The organism is Cellulomonas sp. (assembly GCF_036279715.1).
Lineage (GTDB): Bacteria > Actinomycetota > Actinomycetes > Actinomycetales > Cellulomonadaceae > Cellulomonas_A.
Map to the genome: position 1 here is coordinate 22,023 of NZ_DASUIR010000102.1, position 25,942 is coordinate 47,964.

Below are 25,942 nucleotides of genomic sequence, written 5' to 3' on the forward strand. Positions count from 1 at the left end.
GGCGACTCAGCCCGCACGCGTTCCCGGAGGATCCCCTGAGCCCCGATCGTCTCCTCAAGTCCCGCGGCGCCGTGTGGACCGCGTTCGTCGTCGCGCACGCCTGGATCACGTTCATGGGCGTCCAGCTCATGTTCAACAGCTCGTTCCACGACGTCGATCTGTACCGCTACTGGATGTGGCTCGGCGCCCACCTCGGCCAGTGGCCGGTCCTGAGCAGCGACTGGGTCTACCCCGCGGGCGCGATCGTGCCGATGCTGATCCCCGCGGCCGCGAGCACCACGAACGGCCACACGTACGCGCTGGCCTGGTGCGCGATGGTCACGGTGCTCGACGCGCTGGCCGTGTTCGTGCTGCTGCGGCACCGTCGGTCCACGGCTGGCGTCTGGTGGTGGATGGCCTTCCTCGTGCTGCTCGGGCCGGTGTCCATGGGGCGACTCGACGCGATCATCGTGCCGGTCATGATCGTCGCGCTCGCGGTCCTGCTGTCACGGCCGCGGCTCGCGGCGGCGCTCCTGACGGCCGGGGCGTGGATCAAGGTCGCGCCGGGCGCGATCCTCATCCCGCTGGTGCTCGTCACCCGGCGGCCGTGGCGCGACGTCGTCGTCCCGGCGGGTCTCGTGTCGGCGTTCATCGTGCTCGAGGTCGCGGTCGGCGGCGGGACGTCGCACGCCGCGAGCTTCCTGACGGAGCAGGGCACGCGCGGGCTGCAGATCGAGTCGGTCGGTGCGACTCCCTGGGTGCTCGCGGGCCTGTTCACCACGTCGGTGACGCGCTACCTCAACCAGGAGCTCGTCACGTGGGAGATCACGGGTCCGGGCTCGAACTTCGCGGTCGACGTGCTCGGCCTCGGGCTGCCGCTCGGCATCGCACTGCTGGCAGCGCTGTTCTGGTGGCTGCACCGCCGCGCGGGCACCGGGATGCACCTGCAGGCGTTCCTCGTGCGCGCGGCGCTGCTCGTGCTCTTGGTCCTCATCGTGCTCAACAAGGTCGGGTCGCCGCAGTACCTCGCGTGGCTCGCCGCGCCCGTCGCGCTCGCGCTCGCGCTCCGGCTGCCGGGCTGGCGCTCGACCGCGTGGCAGGTCGCGACCCTCGCGATCCTCACGCAGATCGTGTTCCCGCTCGACTACGGCGCGCTGCTCAACGGGCGCGTGCCCGTCTCGCTCGTGCTGGTCGCGCGCAACGTGCTCCTGGTCGTCCTGCTCGTGGAGACCGTGCGTGACCTGGTGCGCGACAGCCGCCGGTCCGAGGACAGCTACTCCCCGCCCGGGCTCGTCGAGGCCGCCGCGAGCCACGCCAGCAGGTAGGCGCGCGAGTCGCCGTCGTCGATCGCCGTGTCGGGCAGCTGCTGCGCGGCCGTCCAGGCCGTGTCGGCGTCCTGCGGCCCGGCAAGTGCCAGGTACATGAGCAGGTAGTCGCCGAACTGGACGCCGTACCCGCCGGGAGCCGCCTCGGCGACGTTGGCCCGGATGCGGTCCGGGTCGCCCGCGAGGTACCGCGCGGCGGGGTTCATCGGGATGAGCTGAATGCCGAGGATCGCGCTCGGCTCCCCGCTGAACCACGTCGCGTAGTCACGCTTCCCGCCCCAGGCGAGCGCGAAGATCTGGTGCCCGAACCCCTGGTACACGGGCTCGGTCAGGTCGGGGTTCGTCCAGTACGCGCGGGCGCTGGCCGCCTCGGTCGACGCGAGCCAGGTCGCCTCGACGCCCAGCGCGTCCTGGCCCGAGGCCTTCGCCCAGAGCCCGAGCCCGTTCCAGGCGTTGACGGCCTCGGACGTGGACTCCTGGTTGTTGCCGTCGGCGAACGGTGCCGTGCCCGACGCCCACGAGTGGCCCGCGTACACGTCGAACACGCGCAGCTGCGGCAGCTGGTCGCTCGGGCTCGCCGCGGCCACGTCCTGCGCGAGCAGGTTCATCACCGGGGCGAGCTCGGTCGCGAGCGCGGTGTCGTCAGCCGCGAGGAGCCCGGCGGTCGCCAGGAAGTAGCCGTAGTGGAAGTGGTGGTCGTTGAACTCGTCGGAGCCGAACGACGGCGTGAGACCGATGACCCCGCGCGCGGCAGCGTCGTACACGAAGCACCGGGCCTGGCGCTGCGTGCACCCGTCGGGCTGCGCCCACTCGCGCAGCGCAGCGACGACCTTCTCCTTGAGCGGGGCGACGACGTCGTCCGCGCCGAGCGAGTGACCGAGCGTGACGAGGGTCGCGGCGCGGTACAGGGCCTTGCCACCGAAGTAGGTGTCCGACGGGAAGGCCGGGGTCGAGGCCACGTCGGCCGCGAGCTGGGTCCGCACGACGTCGAGACGGTCCTTCGGCACCGCCTGGAGATCGAGCGCTCCGGCCGCGGGGACGACGGGCGCCCAGGACGTGAGCTGCGAGCCGGTGCACAGCTCGAGCGCTCCGTAGACGCTGGAGTAGCTCGCCGGGCCGCAGCCCGTGCGCTCGGGCTGCTTGCCGGCGCGCTGGTGCGGCATGGTCACGTAGGCGGTCGTGCCGCCCTTGGCCGTGCGGTAGCCGATGGTGGTGCGCGCGACGGTGGCGTCGACGCCGTACGTCGACTCGGAGCCGACGACGGGGTCCACCGCGGCCGACGCGAGCGCCGCACTGGCGGACGCGTCCGCGCCGTCGGGCACCGCGTACCAGGAGGCGGACTGCCCGGCGCGCAGCCGGACGCCGCCCGGAGCGACGGCACCGTCCGGTGCGACGACCGCGTACTGCGTGCCCGCGACGGTCGCGGTGGCGAGCGCTGACCCTGCCGGCGCACCTGACGCCGCCGCCGCGAACGGGACCGCGAGGGTCAGGTCGGCGTCCTTCACCGCGGTGAAGCTGACGAACGGCGAGCCCTCGGCGATGACGACGCGACCGATCACGCCGCCGCCCGCGTCGAGCAGCTCGATGGTCACGGTGACGGCGTCGTACGCGCTCACCCGCGCCGAGCTGGCACCGGCGCCGACCGTGACGGCCGGCAGGTGCGGGCCGACGACGGCCTTCTCGCTCACGACCGGCTTCGGCAGCCCGATCGAGAAGCCGTCGGCGGTCAGCGCGAACGACAGCGGCAGCGGGAACACCGGCTGCGGCTGGTCGCCGAAGACGAGGCCGCTGAACCACCGGTTGGTGGGCGGCACGAGGCCGTCGGCGAGCCGGACCGGCGTGAGCTTGGCCGCGGCGGACTGGTCGACCCCCGCGACGAGCGCGGCCGTGTCGACCTTCGGCAGCTCCGCGTCGCTCGGGCCTGCGGCGACGCCGCTCGCCACGGCCGACCCGGTCTGGTCCGGACCGTCGGAGGTCACCAGGTAGGCGCCCCCCGCGACCGCCCCGGCGGCGACCACGGCGACCACGGCCAGGCCGACCCGCGTGCGGGCCGTCACAGCCGGATCCCGCTCAGGTAGCGCTTGACGGAGTCCGCGACAGTCGTCACCACCCCGTCGTTCTGGAGGTGCAGCTCGGCGGTCACGGGTGTCCCGGCGGCCACGAGGCCGTTCGCGTCACCCGCCACGAGCTCGTCGCTCGCGACCGTGATCGTCGCCTGCGCCTTGTTGGCGACGGTCGTGACGTCGACGCGCTCGACGTGACCGGCGATCTGCTGCTGGTTCGGCAGCACGATCGTCACGGCGGCCTTGTCGCCGATGCGCGCGTACTCCTTCGGGCTCAGCACGTAGTCGGCGAGCACGTAGAGCGTCTCGGCCTTCTCGACGACGGCCAGCTGGCCGGACGCCTGGACGAACGAGCCGCGGGTCGCGGTCAGCTGACGCACCACACCCGGACCGGTCGCGCGGATGACGAGGTGACCGGCGGCGTCGACCTCGGACGCCGGGGACGTCGTCGGGCCGAGGCCGATCGCGATGTCGTGCTGCAGCGCGGCGCTGTCGATCACGAAGAGGGGATCACCGGTCTTCACGGTGTCGCCGACCTCGACGGGCTGGTCGAGGACGAGACCCGCGTAGGGCGACCCGACGTCGTACGTCTTGGCGGCGATCTGGGCGGACGAGCTGGCCGCGAGGGCCTCGGACTCGTTGAGGTGGTAGGTCGCGAAGGCTGCGCCGATGACGACGATCAGCAGGCCCAGCATCAGTCGGAATCGGTTTCCCCAGGTCATGCGGCACCTCCAGGTGCTCCGGCGAGAACGGGCTGGCGCGCTGCGGCGGCACGTCGTGCGCTGCCCGCCGCGCGGCGCTCAGCAGCTGCTGCGCGCTTGGTACGGCGACCCTCGCGGGCGGCCGTCAGGACGAAGGCACCGAGGATCGCGGTGTTCGTGACGTTCCAGAAGAGCGCGAGGCTCGGGGCACCGTGGGACCAGTCCTTCCATCCCCCGACCACGGACGTGATCAGCAGGAAGGTGAAGAACAGGACCTGCGGCATGATGAAGTTGAAGGGCGAGGTGGCCTTGACCTTGCTGCCCGTGACGTGCCAGCTCTGCTCCCGGTGGACCGCCGCGTTGACGAACGCACGCCAGTAGATCGGGAACGACACGGTGGCCAGCATGAGCACCTCCCACCGGAACGACCCGAGCGTGTAGAACGCGACGAGGATCTGCATCCCGTAGAAGCCCAGGTAGAACATGGCCCACGCGAACGTGGAGAGGTGGATGTTCATCGGGGTCAGGTCGAAGAAGATCTGCAGCGGCGGCACGAGCAGCAGCGCCAGCGGGGTGATCCCGCCGAGGTAGTGCGTCGCGGTGACCAGGTACTGCAGGCGCTGGTCGAGCGTGAGCCGGCGCTTGAGCGACAACGGGTTGTGCGTGAGCAGGATCTCGAACCCGCCCGTCGCCCACCGCAGCTGCTGCTTGGTGTACGCCTCGACGGTCTCGGGCGTGTCACCGATCGCGAGCGTCGTGGGGATGTAGATCGACCGCCAGCCCCGCTCGTGCAGGAGGATCGAGGTCCACACGTCCTCGGACTTGGAGTCGGCGTACATCCCGCCGACCTGGTCGATCGCGGCCCTGCGGAAGATCACGTTGGTGCCGACGCAGAACGCCGCGTTGAACCTGTTCCGACCCGGCTGGATGAACCGGTAGAACACCGACTGCATGTACCCGGCGCCGCGCGAGATGAGGTTGTGCAGGTTGCCGTACGTCTGCGGCGTCTGGACGAACGCGACGTCGTCCGACGCGAAGAACGGCACCGTCTCGTGGAGGAACGTGGGCAGCGGGACGAAGTCGGCGTCGAAGATCGCGAAGTACGCGCCGTTCGCGAGGGACAGGGCGTGGTTGACGTTCCCGGCCTTGGCGCCGGTGCTCGTCAGGCGCCGCACGTACCGGGCCCCGAGCTCCGCGGCCAGGTCGCGGACCGCGTCCGAGCGGCCGTCGTCGAGGACCCACGTGAGGTGCTCACCCTGCATCGCGACTGCGGCCGTGACCGTGCGCCGGATCGTGCCGAGGTCCTCGCCGTAGGTCGTGATGAACACGTCGACCTTCACCGGACGGTCGCGCAGGTGCATCCGCCACAGGTGCGGGGTGTTGTCGATGCGCTGGCGCAGGATGTCGGCGACGTCGTAGAGGCCGTCCTGCGCGTGGTGGAAGGCGAAGCCGCGCGGGTTGTGCCCGCTCGACAGGATCGTCCACATCGACAGCAGCGCCTGCCCGACGAGGATCGCCTCGGCGCCGATGACGAGCAGGAACGGCAACCAGTCGCCGCGGTTGACGGGGTTCAGCAGGAACACCGTGTACATCACGATGCCGGCGCTCGCCAGGAGCACGAGCAGCATGAGCGACGGCGACTGGGCCGCCTCGTTCTCCGGCGTGCGTGCCGGGGTCGTTCTCGAGTCGTCGGTCGGTCGCGGCTCGAAGACGAGCCGCCCGAACGTGGTTCCGGACATGTCAGGCCTCCACCGTTGTCCTTGCGCAGATCGGCGGCGGGCCCGTCGCGGGCCCGTCCACCGGAGCGACGGCGGCGATGGCGTCACGTTCACGGGGGCGGTCGAACGACTGCCGGGTCGCGCCCGGCGGACCGGTCGGAACCGGTCGGAATCCCCCATGGATGTATGACCAAGGTGGACGACCGACCTGGACGTGTCCACCCCAGCCCGCGTGAGGCGAATCACACCGGTATGGGTGGATAGCGCGTCGGTGTCCGTTCTGACCGATGTTCCTGCAGGTCACGCGCGTCGGGCCCCGCAGCCGACTTCATCCGGCCCGCGAGGCCGCTCGTCTCAGCACGTAAGACGAGGCAACCCTGACCCTCAGCTTCGTCGTCCGCCTGCCGTCCCGGACCGGCCGGGCCGCACGCCGCGCCAGTACTGTCGGGGCCTATGACCTCCGTGCGCTGGGCGAGCCTCGCGACCGTCGCGGGCTGCGGGCTGCTCGCCCTCGTCTGCCTCGTGGCGGTACTGCGCGGGCGAGCCTGGGCGGCGGTCCCCGGGCTCGTCGTCACGGCCATCGGGTTCCGCGAGGTACGCGTCCTGCAGCGCCACGGCCACTGAGCCCCCGGGCGCGTCCGCCACAGGATCCGCGCCCATTTTTCACTCGCTCCGACCGCCGCCAGCAGCGGTCCCGCGCGCTGCGCGGTGGCATGGTGGTCGGGTGAGCCTTCCCGTCGTCCCGACGCCGCACAGAGCGACCAGCCTGCCGCCGACGGCCGCTGACGTGCTCGCGACGACGGACTGGCGCCGACGCACCGCCGAGCTCTACGCGGACGTCCGCCGCATCGCCGCGACCGACCCCGCCGCCGCGCATGCGACCTGGGTCGAGGGCCGCGACGAGCTGTTCGCCGAGCACCCCGCATCGCCGCTCACCCCCGAGGCCCGCGGCGGCTTCCGTGGCCTCGTCGTGGCTCCGTACGACCCGGCGTTCCGCTTCGAGGTCCGGGTCAGGGCCGCGTCGAACCAGCGGCTCGAGGTCGCCACCGGGACCGACGGCATCGTGCCGTTCGAGCGCATCGGACGCGTCGAGCTCGCGGGGCTCGGGAGCCTGTCGGTGTGGGCGCTGCGCGGCTACGCCGGAGGGCTGTTCCTCCCGGTCAAGGACGGCCTGGCCGGCAGGCCCGGCGGCACGTTCGGCGGCGGCCGGTACGTGCTCGACACCGTCAAGGGCGCCGACCTGGGCCGGCGCGACATCCCGGGTGGACCTCTGGTCGTCGACCTCAACTTCGCCTACAACCCGTCGTGCGCCTACGACCCGTCCTGGGCGTGCCCGCTCGCGACCCGCGGCAACGTGCTGGTCGCCGAGGTCCCGGTCGGCGAGCTCGTCCCCGAGCCGTGCGTGCAGCTCGGCGGGCAGCGCTAGCGTCGTCGCCATGCGACCGCGCCTGCAGGAGATCGTCGTGGACTGTGCCGACCCAGCTGCGCTCGCGGCGTTCTGGGGCGACCTGCTCGAGGCCCGGTGGGCGGTGCGCGACGAGTCCTGGGCGATGGTCGACGCCGCTCCGCTGCTCCTGGCGTTCCAGCGGGTGCCCGAGCCGAAGTCCTCGCCCAAGAACCGGCTCCACCTCGACGTGCAGGTGACGGACGCCGGGGTCGCGGTGGCGCGGGCGACCGCGCGGGGGGCACGCGTGCTGCGCGAGCCAGAGCTCGGAGCGGACGGTGACGGCTACGTCGTGCTGGCCGATCCCGAGGACAACGAGTTCTGCTTCGTCATCGACAACGGCGGCGCCTGGACGACGAGCATCCGCGCCGCTCTCGACGCCGCGCCCGAACCCCCGGCGTAGGATCCCCGGCGTGATGCGGACGGCAGGCCGATGACGCGGAAGGTGCCGACGGTCTACGACGTCGCAGCCCTCGCCGGGGTCTCGATCGCGACGGTGTCGCGCGTCTTCCGTCGCCCGGACCAGGTCACGCAGGCCACCAAGGACGTCGTGCAGACGGCCGTCCGCGACCTCGGGTACGTGCCGAGCGGGAGCGCGCGCGGGCTCGCCGCCCGGCGCGCCGGGGCGATCGGTCTGTGCTTCCCGGACTTCGACGGCATCGACGAGCTGCGCCCGGTCAGGTTCACGACCGGCCCGGTCCCGGTCCTCCCCGACCCCGCCGGGGACTTCGAGCCGACCGGCGACCTGTACATCAGCGAGGTCATGCGTGGCACCGAGATCGAGGCATGGCGACACGGCCTGGCCGTGACGATCGCCGTCGCTCGGGGCACGGGCCGGACGGAGATCTTCGACAACCTCGCGGGTCGGGTCGACGGGATGGTGACGCTCTCGCGGACGGTGCCGGACGACCTCCTCGCGCACATCGCGCGGCGGATCCCCGTGGTGGTGATCGCCGGTCCGCGCACCGACGACGACTACGACCACGTCACCACCGACAACGCCGCCGGGATGCGGGCGATGACCGAGCACGTCATCACGGCGCACGGCATCACCGACCTGGCCTTCATCGGCGGTCCACCGGACTCCCCGGACGCCAAGCACCGCTTCGACGGGCACCGGGAGGCGCTGCGCGCGGCGGGCCTGCGCGTGCCACGCGGACCACGGAAGCGGGGCGACTTCACGCGGTCGGGGGGCCGCGCCATCGGCCGCGCGCTCCTCGCCGATGGTGACCTGCCCCGTGCGCTGATCTGTGCGAACGACCAGACGGCGCTCGGCATCCTCGACGTGCTGACCCAGGCCGGCGTGCGGGTGCCGCAGGACGTGGCCCTCACGGGGTTCGACGGGATCGACGGCACCCGGCTCTCCAGCCCGCGCGTGACGACGGTGCACCAGCCTATGCTCGAGCTAGGCCGCGCAGCGGTGGACACGCTGCTGCGTCGGTTGAACGATCCGCAGCAGGCACCCGAGTCGCGCACGTTGCCGGTGGAGGTCCTGCTCCGAGAGAGCTGTGGGTGCCTTCCTGTCGCGTCGAACGAGACCGACTTCAGCTAGTCCCGGGATCCCCGGCCCCGGATCCCGCGATGGACGCGCGCCTCGCCAGGTTGCGCAGCGCAATGTATGCGCATACATTGCCCACGACGCCGAGCATCGGAGCTCGCGCGGAGGAGCAGCGCCTCACGCAGCTCTCGTGACGACGACGACACGAAGGAGAAGGACGCCATGACGAATGGCTCCCGGCGGGCGCCACGGCGACTCGCGACTGCGCTCGGGGTGGCCCTCACCGCCGCCCTGGCGATCACAGGATGCTCGGCGACCGTCCAGACCCCCGGCAGCAGCGCGTCGAGCGCGTCCGGGTCTCTGCTCGTCGCCGCCGACAACGGCTCACCGACGTTCGTACGGAACTTCAACCCGTACTCGCCGAGCAAGCGGAACACCGCGACGATCATCTACGAACCCCTGTTCGTGACGAACTCGCTCGACGGCAAGGCGGTGCCGTTCCTCGGGACCGCGTTCACGCAGCCCGACGCGAAGACGCTCGTCGTCGACATCCGCCAGGGCGTGAAGTGGTCCGACGGCGAGGCCTTCAGCGCCGCCGACGTCGTCTTCACCTACGACCTGCTCAAGAAGTTCCCGGCCCTCGACACGACCGGCGTCTGGCAGCACCTGGCCGACGTCAAGGCCGACGGCTCGAAGGTCACGATGACGCTGACGGCCGAGGACGTGCCGGCTGCGGCCATCGTGCTCAGCGTCCCGATCATCTCGGAGCACCTGTGGAAGGACGTCTCCGACCCGGTGACCGCGACGGACGAGAAGCCCGTCGGCACCGGCCCGTACACGCTCGGCGACTTCGGCCCGAACCAGTACAAGCTCGAGAAGAACCCGACGTACTGGCAGGCCGACAAGGTCGCGGCGGCCGAGCTCGTCATCCCCGCGTCGAACACTCAGCTCGACGTCGTGAACAACGGCTACGACTGGGCGTACGCGTTCATGTCGGACGTCCAGAACACGTGGGTCAAGGCCGGCAAGGGCAACACGTACTGGTTCCCGCCGGGCGGCACGATCAGCCTCATGCCGAACCTCACCAAGGCGCCGTTCAACGACGTGAACTTCCGCAAGGGACTGTCCGCGGCGCTCGACCGCAAGTCGATCGCGGACGTCGCCGAGGAGGGCTACGTGGAGCCTGCGGGCCAGTCGGGCCTGCTCCTGCCGAACCAGAAGGACTGGCTCAACTCCGCGCTTCCTGACGGCGGTGCCATCACGCAGGACGCAGCGGCCGCGGCGGACCTCTTCGCCAAGGCCGGCTACACCAAGTCGGGCGACAAGCTCGTCGACAAGGGCGGTCAGCCGCTCACGATCGCGATCACGACAGCCAACGGCTGGACCGACTGGCTGCGCGGCGTCCAGGAGGTGCAGAAGCAGCTCCAGGCTGTCGGCATCACGGTCACGATCAACCAGCCGCAGCCCGCGGCCTACCAGCAGGCGATCCAGAACGGCGACTTCGACCTCGCGATGGGGTCGTTCGGCGGGACGGGATCGGTCTACCAGGACTTCAACAACCTGCTGAGCAGCGAGTTCCTCAAGCCCGTCGGCACGAGCACGACCGCGAACTTCCAGCGGTTCTCCGACCCGGCCGTCGACGCCCTGCTCGGGCAGCTCAAGGTGACGATCGACCCGGCCAAGCAGAAGGACATCGCCAACCAGCTCCAGCAGGCGATGTACGACCAGGTCCCCGTGATCTCCATGTTCTACGGCGGGCTGTGGGGCCTCTTCTCGGACAAGGCCTTCACCAACTGGCCGAGCAAGGACAACCCCTACGCCACGCCGGCGACCTGGGGCTCCAACCCGCTGCTGGTCCTGACGAACATCAAGAAGTCCGGTAGCTGACCGACCCGCACGACCAGGTCGCGGGAGGGGCGCAGCACGCTCGCCCCTCCCGCGATCCCGGTCGCACGCCGGCACGTCCGGCACCCTCGTCCCCGCATCCCGAACGTCCCGACGAAGGGGAGCACCTCGTGCGGTACATCCTGCGCAAGCTCGGCTTGCTGCTGCTCACGGCATGGGCCGCGATCACCCTCAACTTCCTGCTCCCCCGGCTCATGCCCGGCTCGCCAGCCGACGCGGCACTCGCGAAGCTCGCCCAGGCCGGACCCGTGAGCCCCGCGACCAAGGCCGCGATCGAGGCCCAGCTCGGCGTGCCGACCGGCAGTGCCTGGTCGCAGTACGTGCAGTACCTGGGCAACGTCGTCCACCTCGACTTCGGGGTGTCGTACACGTTCTTCCCGCAGAGCGTCTCCTCGCTCGTGACGTCGGCACTGCCCTGGACGCTCGTCATGGTCGGGCTCGTGACGATCCTCGCGTTCCTCATCGGGACGCTCGTCGGGGTGCTCGCGGCCTGGAAGCGCGGCACCTGGCTCGACACGCTGCCCACGCTCGGCGGCACGTTCACCTCCGCGTTCCCGTACTTCTGGACCGCGCTGCTGCTGCTCTTCTTCCTCGGGTACGTGCAGCGGTGGTTCCCGACGTCGGGCGCCTACGGCGCGTCCGCGAGCCCCAACCTCAGCGGGGCGTTCCTCGTGGACGCCCTGCACCACGCGATCCTGCCCGCACTGACGATCCTCATCACGTCGCTCGGCGGCTGGATCCTCGGGATGCGCAACACGATGATCAACACGCTCGGCGAGGACTACGTGACGTTCGCCGAGGCCAACGGCCTGCGCAGCCGCACCGTCGCCCTGCGGTACGCCGCCCGCAACGCGATCCTCCCGAGCCTCACCGGCTTCGGGCTCGCGCTCGGCGGTGTGGTGGGCGGGTCGCTGCTCGTCGAACGGGTCTTCAACTACCCCGGCGTCGGCTACCTGCTCTACAACGCGGTGACCAACCAGGACTACCCCCTCATGCAGGCCCTGTTCCTGATGATCACGATCAGCGTCCTGATGGCGAACTTCATCGTCGACATCCTGTACGGCTTCCTGGACCCGAGGACACGGCGATGACGACGCAAGCGATGCTCCCCGAACCGACCGGTACACCCCGACGCGACATCGGGTCGACCGTCGTCCCCCCGCTCAAGGGGCCGGCGTCCCCGTGGCGTGTCCTGGCCCGGGCCGTCGAGACCATCTGGAGCAACAAGAAGGCACGGCTCGGCATCGTCGTCCTGGGCGTCTTCGTCCTGCTCGCGGTGCTCGCGCCGCTCATCGCCCCCTACGGCGCGTCCGAGAACGGCTTCGGGCGCAACCAGCCCGGCAGCGCCGCGCACTGGTTCGGGACGACCGCAGCCGGCGAGGACGTCCTGTCCCAGGTCGTGTTCGGCGCCCGGATCTCGGTGCTCGTCGGGTTCCTCGCCGGGCTGCTGTCGACGCTGGTCGCGGTCCTCGTCGGGCTGTCCTGGGGCTACGTCCGCGGGCCGCTGGCCGACGTCGTCAACTTCATCGTCAACCTGTTCCTGGTGATCCCGGGCCTGCCGCTCATGATCGTCGTCGCGGCCTACCTGCAGAACGGCGGGCTGGCGATGATCATCTTCGTCGTCGTCATCACCGGCTGGGCGTGGGGCGCGCGCGTGCTGCGCTCGCAGACCCAGTCGCTGCGCGGACGGGACTTCGTCACCGCGGCGCAGTTCGCGGGCGAGGGCGCCTGGCGGATCGTCTTCCGCGAGATCCTGCCGAACATGACCTCGCTCATCGCGGGGAGCTTCTTCGGTGCGGCGACCGCCGCGATCCTCGCCGAGGCCGGGCTGTCGTTCCTCGGCGTCGGGGACACCACGACCGTGAGCTGGGGCTCGATGCTCTTCTGGGCCCAGAACTCCAACGCGATCCTCACCGGTCAGTGGGTGCTGCTCTTCGCGCCCGGCCTGTGCATCGCACTGCTCGCGACCTCACTCACCCTCATCAACTTCGGGGTCGACGGACTGTCGAACCCCCGGCTGCGGGAAGGAGCGGGTCGATGAGCCTGCTGGAAGTCACCGACCTGTCGGTCGTGTACGAGCCGCGCGGAGCCGAGCCGACGTACGCCGTGAAGGACGCGACGTTCTCGCTCGAGCGCGGAGAGTTCGTCGGGCTCGTGGGCGAGTCGGGATCAGGCAAGTCGACCATCGGCTTCGCGATCACGCGGCTGTCCAAGCCCCCGGCGCGCATCTCGGCGGGACGCATCCTGTTCGACGGCACGGACATCGCCGGCATCGAGGCCGAGGACCTCCGGCGTCAGCGCCAGGGCGGGTTCGCGATGGTGCTGCAGTCGGGCATGAACGCGCTCAACCCGGTCCGCAGCATCCGCCACCACTTCGGCGACATCTTCGCGGCGCACGGCCACGTCCCGCGCGAGCAGCGGCTCGCCCGGGCCCGCGAGCTCGTCGAGAAGGTCGAGCTACCCGCATCCGTGCTGGACCGGTACCCCGGCGAGCTGTCGGGCGGGATGCGTCAGCGCGTCTCGATCGCGCTCGCGCTGTCGCTCGAGCCGCAGCTCATGGTGTTCGACGAGCCGACGACCGCTCTCGACGTGCTCGTCCAGCACGCCGTGATGAACATGATCCGGGAGCTGCAGCGCTCCGAGAACTTCACGGCGCTGCTCGTGAGCCACGACCTGGGCGTCGTGCTGGAGTCGACGTCGCGGGTCATGGTCATGCACGACGGCGTGATCGTCGAGGACGCCCCCGCCGCGCAGATCCTGCACGCCCCGAAGCACGAGTACACGCGCATGCTGCTCAGCCACTACGCGGACCCCCGCGCCGAGGTCGTCGAGCTGCCCGGCCTCGCGGTGCGCGGCGGGACGATCGAGACCTCGGGCCGGTCCGTCGCGGCGCCGTCCGGCGGTGCTGCGGCCCCCCGTCTGGCCCACTCGCCCATCGTCGTCGACGACGTCAGCAAGGTGTACCCGCCGCCGCGCCGCGGTCAGGACCCCGTGACGGCGGTCGACCACGTGTCGTTCACGCTCGAACCCGGTCAGGCCATGGCGCTCGTGGGTGCGAGCGGCTCGGGCAAGAGCACGATCGCGAAGCTCATCACCGGGGTCGAACGGCCCACGTCGGGCAGCGTGCAGTTCGGCGACGTACGTGTCGAGACCCTGCGTCGCCGCGGGCTGAAGGACCTGCGGCGCGAGATGCAGATGGTCTTCCAGGACCCGTACTCCGCGCTCAACCCCCTGCACACCGTCGAGTACACGCTCACGCGACCCGTCGTGAACTACACCGCGCTGCGCGGCGTCGAGGCGCGGCGTCGGGTGCTCGAGCTGCTCGACACCGTCGGGCTGACCCCCGTCGAGCAGTTCGCCGCCAAGCTCCCGCACCAGCTCTCGGGCGGCCAGCGGCAGCGCGTCGTCATCGCCCGCGCGCTCGCGTGCGACCCGCAGGTCCTCATCGCCGACGAGCCCGTCTCGATGCTCGACGTCTCGCTCCGCTCCGGCGTGCTCGCGCTGCTCGACGACCTGCGCGTGCAGTTCGGGGTCTCGATGCTGTACATCACGCACGACCTGCTCTCCGCGCGCCTCGTGACCGACCAGATCATGGTGCTCAACCGCGGCCGCGTCGTGGAGTCGGGCGTCACGGCGCAGGTGCTGCGGTTCCCGCAGGACGCGTACACGGTCGAGCTGCTCGACGCGATCCCCCAGCCTGCCCGCGCCGGAGGGGCCGCATGATGCTGCACTTCCCCGAGGGGTTTCGGTGGGGGTCGGCGACCGCGGCCCACCAGATCGAGGGCAACAACCTCAACACCGACTGGTGGGCGCGCGAGCACGCTCCCGGCACGACGATCGCGGAGCCGAGCGGCGACGCGTGCGACAGCTACCACCGCTACCGCGAGGACATGGAGGTCCTGGCCGACGTCGGCCTGGGCACGTACCGGTTCTCGCTCGAGTGGGCGCGGATCGAGCCCGAGAAAGGCCTCGTGTCGCGCGCCGAGCTCGACCACTACCGGCGGATGGTCGACACCGCGCGCGAGCTCGGCATCGAGCCGATGGTCACGCTGCACCACTTCACGATCCCCCGCTGGTTCGACGCCGAGGGCGGCTGGCTCGCCCCCGACGCGGTCGACAGGTTCACGCGGTTCACCGAGGCCGTGCTGCCCCTGCTCGACGGCGTCGAGCTGGTCTGCACGATCAACGAGCCCAACATGGTCGCGATGTTCGCGGGCGACGACCGCGCGCCCACCGAGCCCACGACGCTGCAGGCGTTCGGCCAGCCCGCGCCGAACCCTCGCGTCGCCGACGCGCTGCTCGCCGCCCACCGGTCCGCCCGCGAGGTGCTCGCCGCCGCAGGCCCGTTCCGCTCGGGCTGGACCGTCGCGACGCAGGACTTCCAGCCCGAGCCCGGCTGCGAGGAGCTCGCCCGCGCCTACGGCTACCCGCGCGACGCGTGGTACCTCGAGGCCGCACGCGGCGACGACTGGGTCGGGGTGCAGGCGTACACGCGCACGAAGATCGGCCCCGACGGCCCCCTGCCCGTCCCGGACGACGTCGAGACGACGCTCACCGGCTGGGAGTTCTACCCCCGCGCGCTCGAGGACGGTGTCCGTCTCGCCCACGCGATGGTGCCCGGCGTGCCCGTCCTCGTCACCGAGAACGGCATCGCGACCGCCGACGACACCCGCCGGATCGCCTACACGCGCGGCGCGCTCACGGGCCTGCACGCGGCGATCGCGGACGGGATCCCGGTCGAGGGCTACCTCTACTGGAGCCTGCTCGACAACTACGAGTGGGGCTCGTACGGGCCGACGTTCGGTCTCGTCGCCGTCGACCGCGAGACGTTCGCGCGGACCGTGAAGCCGAGCGCGCGCTGGCTCGGCGCGGTCGCGCGGGCCAACGCGGTCGAGGCCGACGCGGTCGAGGCCACCGCGTGACGGCGTCGACGCTCGCGGGCGTCCTGCGCGGCGCGGCCACGCGCATCGAGCTCTCCACGGCCGGTGACGTCCGGGCGATCCGCCACGGCGACGCCACGCTGGTGAGCCAGTACCTCGCCACGCCGCACGACGCGATGGTCGGCGGCGTGTTCCTGCGCCGCCGCACACCGCAGGGCACGGTCGAGTCCGCCGCTCTCGTGGGCGGCCACGCGGACGGCACGTTCGCGGTCGACGACCGCTGCGCGCGCTGGTCGGGCCACGCGCTCGGTGCGCAGTTCGCCGTGACGCTCACGCTCGACCCGGACGGCGTGCTCTGGGTGTGGCGCGTCGACCTCTCGGCGGACCCTGCGGAGCCGGACACCGCGTCCGGCGACGACGCGACCTACGACGTCGTCGTCGCCCAGGACCTCGCGCTCGCCCCCGAGGCGATGTCCACGAGCAACGAGCCGTACGTCAGCCAGTACGTCGTGCACCACGTGATCGACGAACCGCGCGCGGGAGCCGTCGTGGCGAGCCGCCAGACCATGGCCACCGCGCCGGTCCTCCCGCTCGCACTGACCGCGGTCGTCGAGGGCGCCCGCGCGTACCTGACCGACGGGTTCTCGTTCTACGGTCTCGACACCAAGCTCGACGGGCACGCCGCGGCCCTCGACGACGCGGACTGGGAGTCGCTGACCTACCAGTACGAGTTCGCGATGCCGACCCTGCTCGGGCCGTCGTTCGACCTGACGGCTCCGCGCACGGTGCACGCCGTGACCGCGTTCGTGCCCGACTACCGCGGCGAGCTCGCCGACGCGCCGTCCGCCGTGCCGGACCTGCTCGATCGCGCGGTCGCGCTCGCGGCCACGACAGCGCCCGCGACGTCCTCGGCGGGGACCGGCCGGCACGCGTCCGCGTCCGAGCCCGACGAGCAGGTCGCCGCCGGGGTCCGGGTGCCGTCCGTGCGGTCCCTGCTCGTCTCGGCGCGCCTGCTCGCGGGCGACGACCTGACGGCCGACGAGCTCGTCGGGCTCACCACGACGGCAGCGGGAACCGCCGACGTGCTGCGTCCCGAGACCGCCCCCGACGGGACGCTTCTCTCGTACTTCACCGCCGATGCGACCCACGTCGTCAGCAGGGCCAAGGAGCTCCTCGTCGAGCGTCCGCACGGCCACGTGCTCAAGGCCGGCTCCGACGTGACCCCGAACGTCAACGTGCTCTCCGCGACCGCCTACGCGTACGGGGTGTTCGCGTCGCACGTCGTGGTCGGCAACACGTCGGCCAACCGGTTCGTGTCGGTCCAGCGCAACCACCTCAACCTGCTGCGGTCGAGCGGGGTCCGCGTCCTCGCCCGGATCGACGGTGCGTGGCGGCTGCTCGGCGTGCCGTCGGCCCTGGTCCTGGACCTCGGCGGTCTGCACTGGGTCTACGCGACCGGTGCGGGGCGCATCGACGTCCGAACGACCGTCCGGTCCGACGCGCGGGGCCTCGAGGTACGGGTCGACGCCGAGCACGCCCTCGACCTTCTCGTCACGGTCGATGTCGAGCTCGGGGAGGGCCGCTGGTCCGCGACGAGCGAGCTCGACGGCCGGGCCCTCGTGTTCACGGCCGATGCCGAGACCGACGTCGCCGCGCACTGCCCCGACCTGGCCTACGTGCTCGCGACCGCCACGGGCCGTCTCGGTGACGACGGCGTGCTGTTCCCCGACGGGCGTGCGCGCACCACCTCGCTCGTCACCGTCGAGTTCGACGCCGCGACGAGCGCATCCGTGGTCCTCACGGGTGACCTCGAGGGCAGCGCGGCGGCGCTCGCGGTCGCCCGCGAGGGCATCGACCAGCCGCTCGACGTCGAGGCCGAGCTCGCGGCGCACCGCGCGTACGTCGCCGACTTCACCCGTCACCTGCACGTCGAGGGCGACGGCCGGCTCGCCGAGCTCAACCTCCTGCTGCCGTGGTTCACGCAGAACGCGCTCGTGCACTTCCTCGTGCCGCACGGGCTCGAGCAGTACTCGGGTGCGGCGTGGGGCACGCGCGACGTGTGCCAGGGCCCGCTCGAGCTCAACCTCGCGTTCGGGCACCTCGACACCGTGCGGGACATCGTGCTGCGGGTCTTCGCCCACCAGCGCCTCGACGGCACCCTGCCGCAGTGGTTCATGTTCGACGCGTACCGCGAGCGCTACCAGGACGACGCGCACGGCGACGTCGTCGTCTGGCCGCTCGTGGCGCTCGGCGAGTACCTGGCCGCGACCGGTGACACCGCGGTGCTCGACGCCGAGGTCCCGTTCTGGGACGACGCCCACCGCAGCCCCGGGACGGTCCCGGTCCCCGTCGCCGAGCACGTGCGCCGGTCGCTCGACTACATCCGGTCCCACCGCGCCCCCGGCACCCAGCTGCTCTCGTACGGCGAGGGCGACTGGGACGACACGCTGCAGCCCGCCCAGGCCTCGATGAGCGAGGAGATGGCGTCGGCGTGGACGGTCGCGCTGCTCTACCAGGCGACCCGCACGCTCGAGGGACAGCTGCGCGGCACCGCGCACGCCGACCTCGCGGCCGCGCTGGGCGCCGAGGCCGACACGATCGCCGCGGAGTTCACCGACCGGTTCGTGATCGACGACGTGCTCGCGGGCTACGTCGTGTTCGCCCCCGAGGGCCCGTGGCCGGTCATCCACCCGAGCGACGACCGCACGGGGCTGCACTACCGGCTCATCCCCATGACCCGGTCGATCATCGCGGGGCTGTTCACGCCCGAGCAGGCGCTCCGCCACGAGGCGCTCGTCGAGGAGCACCTGCACTTCCCCGACGGCGTCCGGCTCATGGACCGGCCCGCGCCGTTCCACGACGGGATCACGCGGTTCTTCCGGCGCGGCGAGCAGGCGGCGAACTTCGGCCGCGAGGTCGGGCTCATGTACACGCACGCGCACGTCCGCTACACGCAGGCGCTCGCGATGCTCGGCCGGGAGCGGCTCGTCACCGAGCTGCTCCGGATCAGCCCCGTCGGGCAGCACGACCGGCTCGCGACGAGCGCGCCGCGGCAGCGCAACTGCTACTACTCGTCGTCCGACGCGGCCTTCACCGACCGGTACGACGCCGCGGCCCACTTCGACCGGCTGCGCGACGGGACCGTCGCGGTCAAGGGCGGCTGGCGCGTGTACTCGAGCGGCCCGGGCATCTACCTGCGGCAGGTCGTGCAGGGCGCGCTCGGGATCGTCGAGCGCGCGGGCGCCGTCGTCTTCGACCCGGTCCTCGCGCTCGAGGACGACGGCACGACGATCGGGATCGACCTCGGCGGGGTCCACCGCACCGTGCGCTACCAGGTCGAGGCCGGCGACGCACCGGTGCGCGTCGAGATCGGCGGCTGGCCGCTGCCGGGCGTCGAGGTCTTCGCGGCCTACCGGCGCGGGGGCCTGCGCATCGACCTGGCCGAGCTCGGGACCGACCCCGCAGCGGTGATCGACGTGCACGTCGGGACCGACCGCAGCACGCTCACGGCGTGAGCTGGCACACGACGCAGCGGTAGAGCTTGCGCGCGGCCATCGGCTCGACGAGCACCGGTGCACCGCACACCCGGCACGGTCGGCCCGCACGGCCGTAGACCCAGTGCCGTTCGTCGCGGTCGACGAGCGCGACCGCCCGGCCTGCGCCGTCGAGGTCCTCGCGCGTGAGCATGACGCCGGTGGCGATGCCGTCGTCGAGCAGCGTCGCCCAGTCCTGCCAGAGCGCGCGCGCCAGGTCGGTCGGGACGCGCCGACCGGGGGTCCACGGGTCGAGCCGCGCCCGGAACAGCAGCTCGGCGCGGTAGATGTTGCCGATCCCCGCGACGACCGACTGGTCCATGAGCAGCTGTCCGACGGGCGTCGCGCGCGTCGTGAGCCGCCGCACGACGACCTCGCCCGCGGCGTCGAGGTCCGGCTCGGTCGCGGGGTCGGGTCCGAGCCGCGCGACCGCCACCTGCGCAGCCGACGGGTCGAGCACCTCGCACGCCGTGGGTCCGCGCAGGTCCGCCACGCTCACCTCGGTCGCGATCCGGACGCGCACCTGCCCGACGGGCGGCGGCGGGAAGTGCTCGGCGGCGTCCACGCGCGCCGACAGGTCGAGCTCACCCTCGCCCATCCGCACGGCCCGACGCAGCCGCGGCGCCCCCATGCTGCCGAACGCGACGCCACCCTCGGTGAGCGGGGAGATGCGCCCGAAGAAGTCCCACGCGCCGTACAGGCCGAGGTGGACACGCAGCACGTCGCCGCCCTCGACCGTCAGGAACAGCTGCTTGCCGACCGCGCGCGACCGCACGAGCGCACGGCCGTCGAGGCGTGCTGCCCCCGCCGCGAACCGGCCCTGCGGAGACGTGACAGTCAGCCGGTGCCCGACGAAGTCGCGGTCGAGCTGCCGCGCGATGCGGTGGACGGTATGACCTTCAGGCACGGTCGCCCAGCGTAGACGGCTGCGACGTGTCGATCGCCTCCGACGGCTACGGCTGCGAGGTGACCGGCAGCACGAGAGCCGTGGCGCACGACAGCACGCCGAGGATGAACAGCACGCCGCTCTGCTGGTCGATCCCGGCCCCCATCACCCAGAAGCCCAGGAGCAGGAAGACCATGCTCGCGAGCCACAGCAGGACCCCGCGGGCAGGTGCAGTCGGGATCTCGTCGGCGTGCCACATCGTGCTGTCGTCGGTCATCGTGCCCTCCTCGGGCGACGGCCGTCCCGTCGCCTCCTGAGCGTGCCGCGGCTGCGCGCCGGGCGCAACGGTTACCGCCCGGTCACGGACCAGGTCCCCGCGGCGAGGTCGATGAGCCGCGGCAGGATGACGTCGCCCGCGACCCGCAGCCCGTCGTGCAGGTGCTCGTTGGTGACCCAGACCTGCGCGTTGCCGATGCCCGCGGCGGTCCCGAGCGCGAGGTCGAGGTCGACGTACGGGTCGTCGTAGTACTGCACGGCCGCGACGGGCACGTCGTTGGCGGCGAGCCGGTCGAGGTCGTACAGCGCGGGCCACGACGTGCGGGCGGCGAGCACGGCGGCGGCGGCGGCGAACGGCTGGAGCGCGCGGTGCTCGGCGTACATCCACGGGAAGACCGCCTCGCCGGTCAGCTGTAGCGGCCGCGCGCCGGCGCCGAAAGACGGCCACCGGTCGTGCTCGGACTGGGCCGCCCAGCCGCCCGCGCGGTCGCCCTGGTGGTAGATGACCTCCTGCAGGACGGCGTACAGCGGGTTCGCCTCGAACGCCGTCTCGTGCGCGACGGCGGCGCAGAACGCCGACGACGGGTCGTCCGTGCCGTCGTCGAACGCCGTGTCGAGGAGCCAGTGCAGCGCGTCGATGCCCGTGCTCATGCCGAACGGCATGCCGAGCATCTGCAGGCGGCGCACGCTGAACGGTTCGCCGGTCGGCAGGGTGACGTCCCCGACCGCTAGCCGGTCGGCGAGGCGGTCCAGGGCGTCGACGTCGGCGGGGTGCAGCCGCGCGAGCTCACGGTTGCGGGCCGCCTGGCGCGGGTACGTGCGGCGGTACACGTCCTCGGCCGTGGCGGCCACCCCGGGCAGGCCGCCCGTCACGTAGCAGGCGGTCAGCGCCTCGGGGTGCCGGGACAGGTAGACGAGCGTGAGGAACCCGCCGTACGACTGGCCGAGGGTCGACCACTGCCGGCCGCCGTAGACGGTCGCCCGCAGGTGCTCGGCGTCCGCGACGATCGCGTCGCCACGGAAGCACGCGAGGTAGTCGGCGGCCACCTCTGCCGTGGGGAACCGCGAGATCACGCGGCCGTCGACCCGCGAGGACCGGCCCGTGCCGCGCTGGTCGAGCAGGACGACGCGGTGGGTCGTGGTGGCAGTCGCGAGCCACCCGCCGGGCATCGGCCGGGGGCTCTGACCGCCCGGGCCACCCTGCAGGAACAGCAGGACAGGTAGGTCGTCGGCGGCACGCTTCGGGTCGACGACCTCGCGGGCGAACACGTCGATCGACCCGAACCGCGCGGGGTCCGCCCAGTCGACCGGCACCTGGACCCGGTGCTCGCGCACCAGCAGCCCCGCCGCCCGGTACTCCGCCGCCGCTGCGTCCCCGACCTGCGTCACCTCGCTCATCGGCCCACCGTAGGCCACCGCTCCGGCACCTGGGAGGCGTCCCGGAGCCGTTGCAGAAGCGTCGAGAGCTGGTCCCGCTCGGCGAGGTTCAGCGTCGAGAGGATCGCGTGCTCGGTCGCGAGGTGGGCAGGCAGGGTCTCCTCGATCGCGGTCCTGCCGGCTGCGGTGAGGGCGATGACTGTGCCCCGACCGTCGTCGGGGTCGGGGTCCCGACGGATGAGGCCGCCGCGCTCGAGCTTGTTGAGGCGCTGGGCGACCGCGCTGGTGGTGATCATGGCGTCGCGGGCGAGCACGCTCGGCGAGATCCGGTAGGGCGGCCCGCTGCGCAGCAGGGTTGCCAGGACGTCGAACGACGAGGCGTCGAGCCCGTGCTCGGCAAAGGTCCGGGCCAGTCGCGCGTCGACGGCCGCCGAGGCCCGACTCAGCCGCCCGACGACGCCCATCGGCGACACGTCCAGATCCGGCCTCTCGTGGTGCCACTGCTCGAGGATGCGGTCGACGTCGTCGGTCATCCCCCCATGCTAGCCAAACGCTAAGCGCTTAGTTACACTCGCTAAGTGCTTAGCCAATACCCCGCACTCGTGATCCGGACCGCCGTCGCGCCCGTCCTCTGGGGCTCGACCTACCTGGCGACGACTGCACTGCTGCCCGCAGACCGACCCCTGCTCGCGGCGACCCTGCGTGCGCTGCCGGCCGGCGCCCTCCTTCTCCTCGTGTGTCGCCGACTCCCCACGGGCGCGTGGTGGTGGAGGTCCTGGGTTCTCGGCACCCTCAACATCGCGGCTTTCTTCGCCCTGCTCTTCGTGGCCGCCTATCGCCTCCCGGGCGGCGTCGCCGCCACCGTCGGCGCGATCCAGCCGCTCCTCGTCGCGCTCCTCGCGCACCGGGTTCTCGGGGAACGCGTGACGACCCGCGCGGTCTTCTCAGCAGCCGCCGGCCTCGCCGGTGTCGCCCTCGTCGTGCTCCGTGCCCAGACACGGCTCGACACCCTCGGCCTCCTCGCAGCGGTCGGCGGGGCGCTGTCGATGGCCTCGGGGATCATCCTGACCAAGAAGTGGGGGCAACCGGCATCCCCGCTCACCACGACGAGCTGGCAGCTGGTCGCCGGCGGGCTCACGCTGGTTCCCCTCACTCTGGCGTTCGAGGGGCTCCCGGCCGAGCCGCTCACGGTGCGCAACCTGACCGGATACGCCTACCTGTCGATCCTGGGGACGGCGTTCGCCTACGTGGTGTGGTTCCGCGGCATCGCGCAGCTGCCGACGAGGATCCCGTCGATCCTGGGCCTTCTGAGCCCCGTCGTCGCGATCCTGCTCGGCTGGATGCTCGCCGGACAGGCGCTCGCAGCTGCTCAGGTCGCGGGGATCGCGATCGTCCTGAGCTCGATCCTGGCCGCCGTCGTCCCGGGAGGACGTGCGGCTGCGCGACCTGGTCACACGACAGCGCCGGCCCCGGTCCCCTCACTAAGGTCGAGGCATGACGCTCGAGATCAGAGACGTCCAGCACGCCTTCGGTGACCGCGTGGCCCTCGACGGGGTGAGCCTCGACGTCGTCCCCGGCGTCCTCACCGGTCTCCTCGGCCCCAACGGCGCCGGCAAGACGACCCTGCTGCGGATCCTGCTCGGCGTGCTGAGCCCGGACAGCGGCGAGGTGCGCTACGACGGTCGCCCGGTCGTCGAGGAGGACCGCCGCCGCTGGGGGTACATGCCGCAGGAGCGCGGGCTGTACCCCGGGATGCCGGCGGGTGACCAGGTCGTGCACTTCGGGCGGCTGCACGGCTTGTCGAAGCACGACGCGACGACGAGGGCGCACGCGCTGCTCGCCGAGCTCGACCTGGACGACCGGTGGGCGGACCGCACCGACAAGCTGTCCGGCGGCATGCAGCAGCGTCTCCAGCTGGCCACGGCCCTCGTGCACGAGCCCGACGTGATCGTCCTCGACGAGCCGTTCGCCGGGCTCGACCCGGTGGCCGTCGCGAGCCTGTCGGAGACCCTGCGCCAACGCGCCGACGCCGGCTGCACGATGCTGTTCTCGAGCCACCAGCTCGACCTCGTCCAGGACCTCTGCGAGGACATCGCGATGATCGACCGCGGGCGCGCGGTGCTCCAGGGCAACGTCGCCACGCTGCGCGCGTCGTCGGGCCGGCGCCAGCTGCGGCTGCACGTCCAGGCGCCCAGCCGGGCCTGGCTCGACGGCTACCCCGGTGTCACGGTGATCAGCGCCGAGGCCGACGATCTGCGCCTCGAGGTCCCCGACGACGTCGACCCGCTCGACGTGCTCGACGCCGCCCGTGGGGCCGGGAAGGTCGTCGACTTCGGGCTCGAGCTGCCCACCCTGTCGCAGCTGTTCCTGGCAGCCGCCGACCGCACCGTCGACTGGGAAGGAGCGAGCTGATGCGCGCCTGGTGGCAGGGCACCCGCCTCGTGGCGGAGCGCGGTCTCGTCGAGAACGTCCGGTCGCGGTCGTTCAAGATCGTCACCGGCCTGCTGCTGCTCGTCTCCATCGCGGCCGTCGTCCTCCCGCGGCTCCTCGGCGGCGGCCCCACCACGTACACGCTCGCGACCGTCGGCGAGGCGCCGGCGCCCGTCGTGGCGGCGCTCGACGCGGCAGGCACCTCGGGCGACTTCACCGTGAAGTACGTGGCCCGCGACGACGAGGAGGCCGTGCGGCTCGCGGTCCGCGACGGTGACGCCACCGCGGGCCTCGCCGGGCAGAACCTCTACACCTCGAGCCAGGCGGGCCTGACCTTCCCCGCCCTCGTCGCCCAGACGGTGATGAGCCTGGAGACGTCGAGCCGGTTGGCCGAGGCGGGGCTGAGCGCGGCGCAGGTCGCCCAGATCCAGTCGGTCCGACCACCCACCCAGGTCAGCGTCGGCCGGGTCGACAACGAGGGACGGGCCGGCGTCGGCGTCGCCGTCGGCATCCTCCTCTACCTCGCGCTGACCTTCGCGGGCAGCGCGATCGCCACGACCGTGGCGATGGAGAAGTCCACCCGCATCTCCGAGGTGCTGCTCGCCGTCCTGCGGCCCAGCCAGGTGCTCGTCGGCACCGTGCTGGCGGTCGGCGTGGCGACGCTCCTGCAGATGCTGGTCCTCGCGACACCGCTCGTGGTCGCCCTGCAGGTCACCGACGACCTCGGGCTGCCACCGGTCGCCGGGGGCGACATCGCGCTCGCCGTCGCGTGGTTCGCGCTCGGGTTCCTGCTCTACGCGTTCCTGTTCGCGGCAACCGCCGCGCTCGTCAACAAGGTCACCGAGGTCGGCTCGGCGATCCTGCCGGTCACCATGACCCTCCTGGCCGGCTACCTCCTGGCGCTCACCGTCGTTGCGGGCGACCCGAACGGCGGCTGGGGAGTGGCGGCGTCGCTGTTCCCGCTCACCGCGCCGTTGGCGATGCCGATCCGCTGGGCCGCGGGCGAGGTCCCGCTCTACCAGCTCCTGCTCGCGATGGCGCTCACGGCCGGCACCGCGGTGCTGCTCGTCTCGCTCGCGTCGTCCATCTACCGCCGAGCCCTGCTCATCACCGGTCACCGCGTGAAGCTGCGCGAGGTCATCGGGCGCCGAACCGCGGCGTAGCGGACGGTCTCGCCCTGCGTGTGGGACTGCGCGGCCTGGAATCCCACCAGCGGCCGACGAGTGGTACGGTTGCCGCGTGAATGGGACATACTCGGTGACGATGGGTGACCGAGGTCGGCTGGTGGTTCCCGCCCAGGTGCGCGAGCACGCCGGCCTCACCGCGGGCGTGCCTCTCATCCTGCTCGAGACCACGTCTGGTCTCGTGGTGATGACGCGCGAACAGGCTCGCGCGCTGGTCCGCAGCCAGCTCGCCGGCACGGACCTCGTCGCTCAGCTGCTGACCGAACGTCGCGCGGCAGCCGCGCACGAGGACGCCGCGTGACCGCAGTGCTCGACGCGTCAGCACTGCTGGCGTTCCTCCAGGGCGAGCCCGGCTCCGGCACGGTCGAAGCAGCCCTGACCGGGGGCGCGCACTGCTGCGCCGTCAACTGGTCCGAGGTGGCGCAGAAGGTGCGCGCAAGCGGCGGCGACTGGGGTCTCGTCAGCGCACTGCTGGACAGCTACAAGCTGGATGTGGTGGACGCGACCGCAGCAGACGCCGAGTGGGCTGCTGTGCGCTGGCAGGCCGGCGAGGGGCTGTCGCTCGCTGACCGGTTCTGCCTGGGGCTGGGTGAACGGCTCGAAGCTGACGTCCTCACGGCCGACACCGCCTGGGGCACGTCAGGCCGAGTGACACAGATCCGCTAGACCCGCTCCGGGCGCGATCCACCCGAGCGCGGGCGTGATCAGTCCCGGCCAGCGCCCGGCAGCTTGTCGGTGACGTC

Annotated in this window: 23 protein-coding genes; 16 read left to right on the plus strand and 7 right to left on the minus strand. The window is 72.0% G+C overall.

Annotated elements, in window-relative coordinates:
* Positions 1 to 71: 71 nt before the first annotated feature.
* On the plus strand, positions 72 to 1,304 hold the full coding sequence (locus tag VFW79_RS09940) for a glycosyltransferase 87 family protein (RefSeq protein ID WP_329677148.1): 1,233 nt from the start codon (positions 72 to 74) through the stop codon (positions 1,302 to 1,304).
* Here the strand turns inward: VFW79_RS09940 and VFW79_RS09945 are convergent.
* Genes VFW79_RS09945 through VFW79_RS09955 form a run of 3 tightly spaced genes read right to left on the minus strand, consistent with a single transcriptional unit; the run spans position 1,253 to position 5,807 of the window.
* Positions 1,253 to 3,361 (minus strand): glycosyl hydrolase, encoded by a 2,109-nt coding sequence (locus VFW79_RS09945; protein ID WP_329677149.1) that lies wholly within the window; start codon positions 3,359 to 3,361, stop codon positions 1,253 to 1,255. The two genes, VFW79_RS09940 and VFW79_RS09945, sit on opposite strands and share 52 nt — an antisense overlap.
* A complete protein-coding gene (locus VFW79_RS09950; RefSeq protein ID WP_329677150.1) occupies positions 3,358 to 4,089 on the minus strand; it encodes an HlyD family efflux transporter periplasmic adaptor subunit in 732 nt (243 codons plus the stop codon). Before VFW79_RS09950 ends, VFW79_RS09945 begins: the two co-directional genes overlap by 4 nt.
* Positions 4,086 to 5,807, minus strand: a complete 1,722-nt coding sequence (locus VFW79_RS09955; protein WP_329677151.1) for a glycosyltransferase family 2 protein — start codon at positions 5,805 to 5,807, stop codon at positions 4,086 to 4,088. The genes VFW79_RS09950 and VFW79_RS09955 overlap by 4 nt, the downstream gene beginning before the upstream one ends.
* A gap of 432 nt (positions 5,808 to 6,239) precedes the next feature.
* Between VFW79_RS09955 and VFW79_RS09960 the strand changes: the two genes are divergently transcribed.
* The 10 genes from VFW79_RS09960 to VFW79_RS10005 all read left to right on the plus strand — a co-directional run bounded on the left by VFW79_RS09960 (position 6,240) and on the right by VFW79_RS10005 (position 19,028).
* Entirely contained in the window at positions 6,240 to 6,410 is a 171-nt protein-coding gene (locus VFW79_RS09960) for a hypothetical protein (protein WP_329677152.1), read from the plus strand.
* Positions 6,411 to 6,510: 100 nt separating this feature from the next.
* Entirely contained in the window at positions 6,511 to 7,212 is a 702-nt protein-coding gene (locus VFW79_RS09965; RefSeq protein WP_414647935.1) for a DUF1684 domain-containing protein, read from the plus strand.
* Between the two features lie 10 nt (positions 7,213 to 7,222).
* Positions 7,223 to 7,633, plus strand: a complete 411-nt coding sequence (locus tag VFW79_RS09970; RefSeq protein ID WP_329677153.1) for a VOC family protein — start codon at positions 7,223 to 7,225, stop codon at positions 7,631 to 7,633.
* 30 nt (positions 7,634 to 7,663) lie between these two features.
* A complete protein-coding gene (locus VFW79_RS09975) occupies positions 7,664 to 8,782 on the plus strand; it encodes a LacI family DNA-binding transcriptional regulator (RefSeq protein ID WP_329677154.1) in 1,119 nt (372 codons plus the stop codon).
* 168 nt (positions 8,783 to 8,950) lie between these two features.
* Positions 8,951 to 10,615: an ABC transporter substrate-binding protein gene (locus VFW79_RS09980; RefSeq protein WP_329677155.1), complete on the plus strand. Its 1,665-nt coding sequence runs from the start codon at positions 8,951 to 8,953 to the stop codon at positions 10,613 to 10,615.
* A gap of 128 nt (positions 10,616 to 10,743) precedes the next feature.
* A complete protein-coding gene (locus VFW79_RS09985) occupies positions 10,744 to 11,724 on the plus strand; it encodes an ABC transporter permease (protein ID WP_329677156.1) in 981 nt (326 codons plus the stop codon).
* Complete coding sequence (locus VFW79_RS09990; RefSeq protein WP_329677157.1) at positions 11,721 to 12,674, plus strand: ABC transporter permease; 954 nt, start codon at positions 11,721 to 11,723, stop codon at positions 12,672 to 12,674. Before VFW79_RS09985 ends, VFW79_RS09990 begins: the two co-directional genes overlap by 4 nt.
* Positions 12,671 to 14,356, plus strand: a complete 1,686-nt coding sequence (locus VFW79_RS09995; protein ID WP_329677158.1) for an ABC transporter ATP-binding protein — start codon at positions 12,671 to 12,673, stop codon at positions 14,354 to 14,356. Before VFW79_RS09990 ends, VFW79_RS09995 begins: the two co-directional genes overlap by 4 nt.
* Positions 14,356 to 15,555, plus strand: a complete 1,200-nt coding sequence (locus tag VFW79_RS10000) for a glycoside hydrolase family 1 protein (RefSeq protein WP_329677170.1) — start codon at positions 14,356 to 14,358, stop codon at positions 15,553 to 15,555. The genes VFW79_RS09995 and VFW79_RS10000 overlap by 1 nt, the downstream gene beginning before the upstream one ends.
* Complete coding sequence (locus tag VFW79_RS10005; protein WP_329677159.1) at positions 15,552 to 19,028, plus strand: GH36-type glycosyl hydrolase domain-containing protein; 3,477 nt, start codon at positions 15,552 to 15,554, stop codon at positions 19,026 to 19,028. The genes VFW79_RS10000 and VFW79_RS10005 overlap by 4 nt, the downstream gene beginning before the upstream one ends.
* Here the strand turns inward: VFW79_RS10005 and VFW79_RS10010 are convergent.
* The 4 genes from VFW79_RS10010 to VFW79_RS10025 all read right to left on the minus strand — a co-directional run bounded on the left by VFW79_RS10010 (position 19,018) and on the right by VFW79_RS10025 (position 22,118).
* Entirely contained in the window at positions 19,018 to 19,953 is a 936-nt protein-coding gene (locus tag VFW79_RS10010; RefSeq protein ID WP_329677160.1) for an Fpg/Nei family DNA glycosylase, read from the minus strand. The genes VFW79_RS10005 and VFW79_RS10010 overlap by 11 nt on opposite strands.
* Positions 19,954 to 19,999: 46 nt before the next feature.
* Positions 20,000 to 20,209 (minus strand): hypothetical protein, encoded by a 210-nt coding sequence (locus tag VFW79_RS10015; RefSeq protein WP_329677161.1) that lies wholly within the window; start codon positions 20,207 to 20,209, stop codon positions 20,000 to 20,002.
* A gap of 71 nt (positions 20,210 to 20,280) precedes the next feature.
* Complete coding sequence (locus VFW79_RS10020) at positions 20,281 to 21,606, minus strand: alpha/beta fold hydrolase (RefSeq protein WP_329677162.1); 1,326 nt, start codon at positions 21,604 to 21,606, stop codon at positions 20,281 to 20,283.
* On the minus strand, positions 21,603 to 22,118 hold the full coding sequence (locus tag VFW79_RS10025; RefSeq protein ID WP_329677163.1) for a MarR family transcriptional regulator: 516 nt from the start codon (positions 22,116 to 22,118) through the stop codon (positions 21,603 to 21,605). The genes VFW79_RS10020 and VFW79_RS10025 overlap by 4 nt, the downstream gene beginning before the upstream one ends.
* 45 nt (positions 22,119 to 22,163) lie before the next feature.
* Here VFW79_RS10025 and VFW79_RS10030 point away from each other — a divergent pair, with 45 nt between their 5' ends.
* From VFW79_RS10030 to VFW79_RS10050, 5 genes are all read left to right on the plus strand, one after another.
* Positions 22,164 to 23,120 (plus strand): EamA family transporter, encoded by a 957-nt coding sequence (locus VFW79_RS10030; protein ID WP_329677164.1) that lies wholly within the window; start codon positions 22,164 to 22,166, stop codon positions 23,118 to 23,120.
* On the plus strand, positions 23,080 to 23,997 hold the full coding sequence (locus tag VFW79_RS10035; RefSeq protein ID WP_329677165.1) for an ABC transporter ATP-binding protein: 918 nt from the start codon (positions 23,080 to 23,082) through the stop codon (positions 23,995 to 23,997). Before VFW79_RS10030 ends, VFW79_RS10035 begins: the two co-directional genes overlap by 41 nt.
* Positions 23,997 to 25,178, plus strand: coding sequence for an ABC transporter permease (locus VFW79_RS10040; protein WP_329677166.1), 1,182 nt, complete (start codon positions 23,997 to 23,999; stop codon positions 25,176 to 25,178). Before VFW79_RS10035 ends, VFW79_RS10040 begins: the two co-directional genes overlap by 1 nt.
* 76 nt (positions 25,179 to 25,254) lie before the next feature.
* Complete coding sequence (locus tag VFW79_RS10045; protein ID WP_329677167.1) at positions 25,255 to 25,500, plus strand: AbrB/MazE/SpoVT family DNA-binding domain-containing protein; 246 nt, start codon at positions 25,255 to 25,257, stop codon at positions 25,498 to 25,500.
* Complete coding sequence (locus tag VFW79_RS10050; protein WP_329677168.1) at positions 25,497 to 25,865, plus strand: PIN domain-containing protein; 369 nt, start codon at positions 25,497 to 25,499, stop codon at positions 25,863 to 25,865. The genes VFW79_RS10045 and VFW79_RS10050 overlap by 4 nt, the downstream gene beginning before the upstream one ends.
* Positions 25,866 to 25,942: the final 77 nt, after the last annotated feature.

Excerpts from the sequence above, each read along its gene's own strand:
- VFW79_RS10035 (WP_329677165.1), top strand. The coding sequence starts at position 23,080 with ATGACGCTCGAGATCAGAGACGTCCAGCACGCCTTCGGTGACCGCGTG.
- VFW79_RS10025 (WP_329677163.1), bottom strand. The coding sequence starts at position 22,118 with ATGACCGACGACGTCGACCGCATCCTCGAGCAGTGGCACCACGAGAGG.
- VFW79_RS10040 (WP_329677166.1), top strand. The coding sequence starts at position 23,997 with ATGCGCGCCTGGTGGCAGGGCACCCGCCTCGTGGCGGAGCGCGGTCTC.
- VFW79_RS09955 (WP_329677151.1), bottom strand. The coding sequence starts at position 5,807 with ATGTCCGGAACCACGTTCGGGCGGCTCGTCTTCGAGCCGCGACCGACC.
- VFW79_RS09960 (WP_329677152.1), top strand. The coding sequence starts at position 6,240 with ATGACCTCCGTGCGCTGGGCGAGCCTCGCGACCGTCGCGGGCTGCGGG.
- VFW79_RS09995 (WP_329677158.1), top strand. The coding sequence starts at position 12,671 with ATGAGCCTGCTGGAAGTCACCGACCTGTCGGTCGTGTACGAGCCGCGC.
- VFW79_RS09990 (WP_329677157.1), top strand. The coding sequence starts at position 11,721 with ATGACGACGCAAGCGATGCTCCCCGAACCGACCGGTACACCCCGACGC.
- VFW79_RS09975 (WP_329677154.1), top strand. The coding sequence starts at position 7,664 with ATGACGCGGAAGGTGCCGACGGTCTACGACGTCGCAGCCCTCGCCGGG.
- VFW79_RS09950 (WP_329677150.1), bottom strand. The coding sequence starts at position 4,089 with ATGACCTGGGGAAACCGATTCCGACTGATGCTGGGCCTGCTGATCGTC.
- VFW79_RS10000 (WP_329677170.1), top strand. The coding sequence starts at position 14,356 with ATGCTGCACTTCCCCGAGGGGTTTCGGTGGGGGTCGGCGACCGCGGCC.
- VFW79_RS10020 (WP_329677162.1), bottom strand. The coding sequence starts at position 21,606 with ATGAGCGAGGTGACGCAGGTCGGGGACGCAGCGGCGGCGGAGTACCGG.
- VFW79_RS09980 (WP_329677155.1), top strand. The coding sequence starts at position 8,951 with ATGACGAATGGCTCCCGGCGGGCGCCACGGCGACTCGCGACTGCGCTC.
- VFW79_RS10015 (WP_329677161.1), bottom strand. The coding sequence starts at position 20,209 with ATGACCGACGACAGCACGATGTGGCACGCCGACGAGATCCCGACTGCA.
- VFW79_RS09970 (WP_329677153.1), top strand. The coding sequence starts at position 7,223 with ATGCGACCGCGCCTGCAGGAGATCGTCGTGGACTGTGCCGACCCAGCT.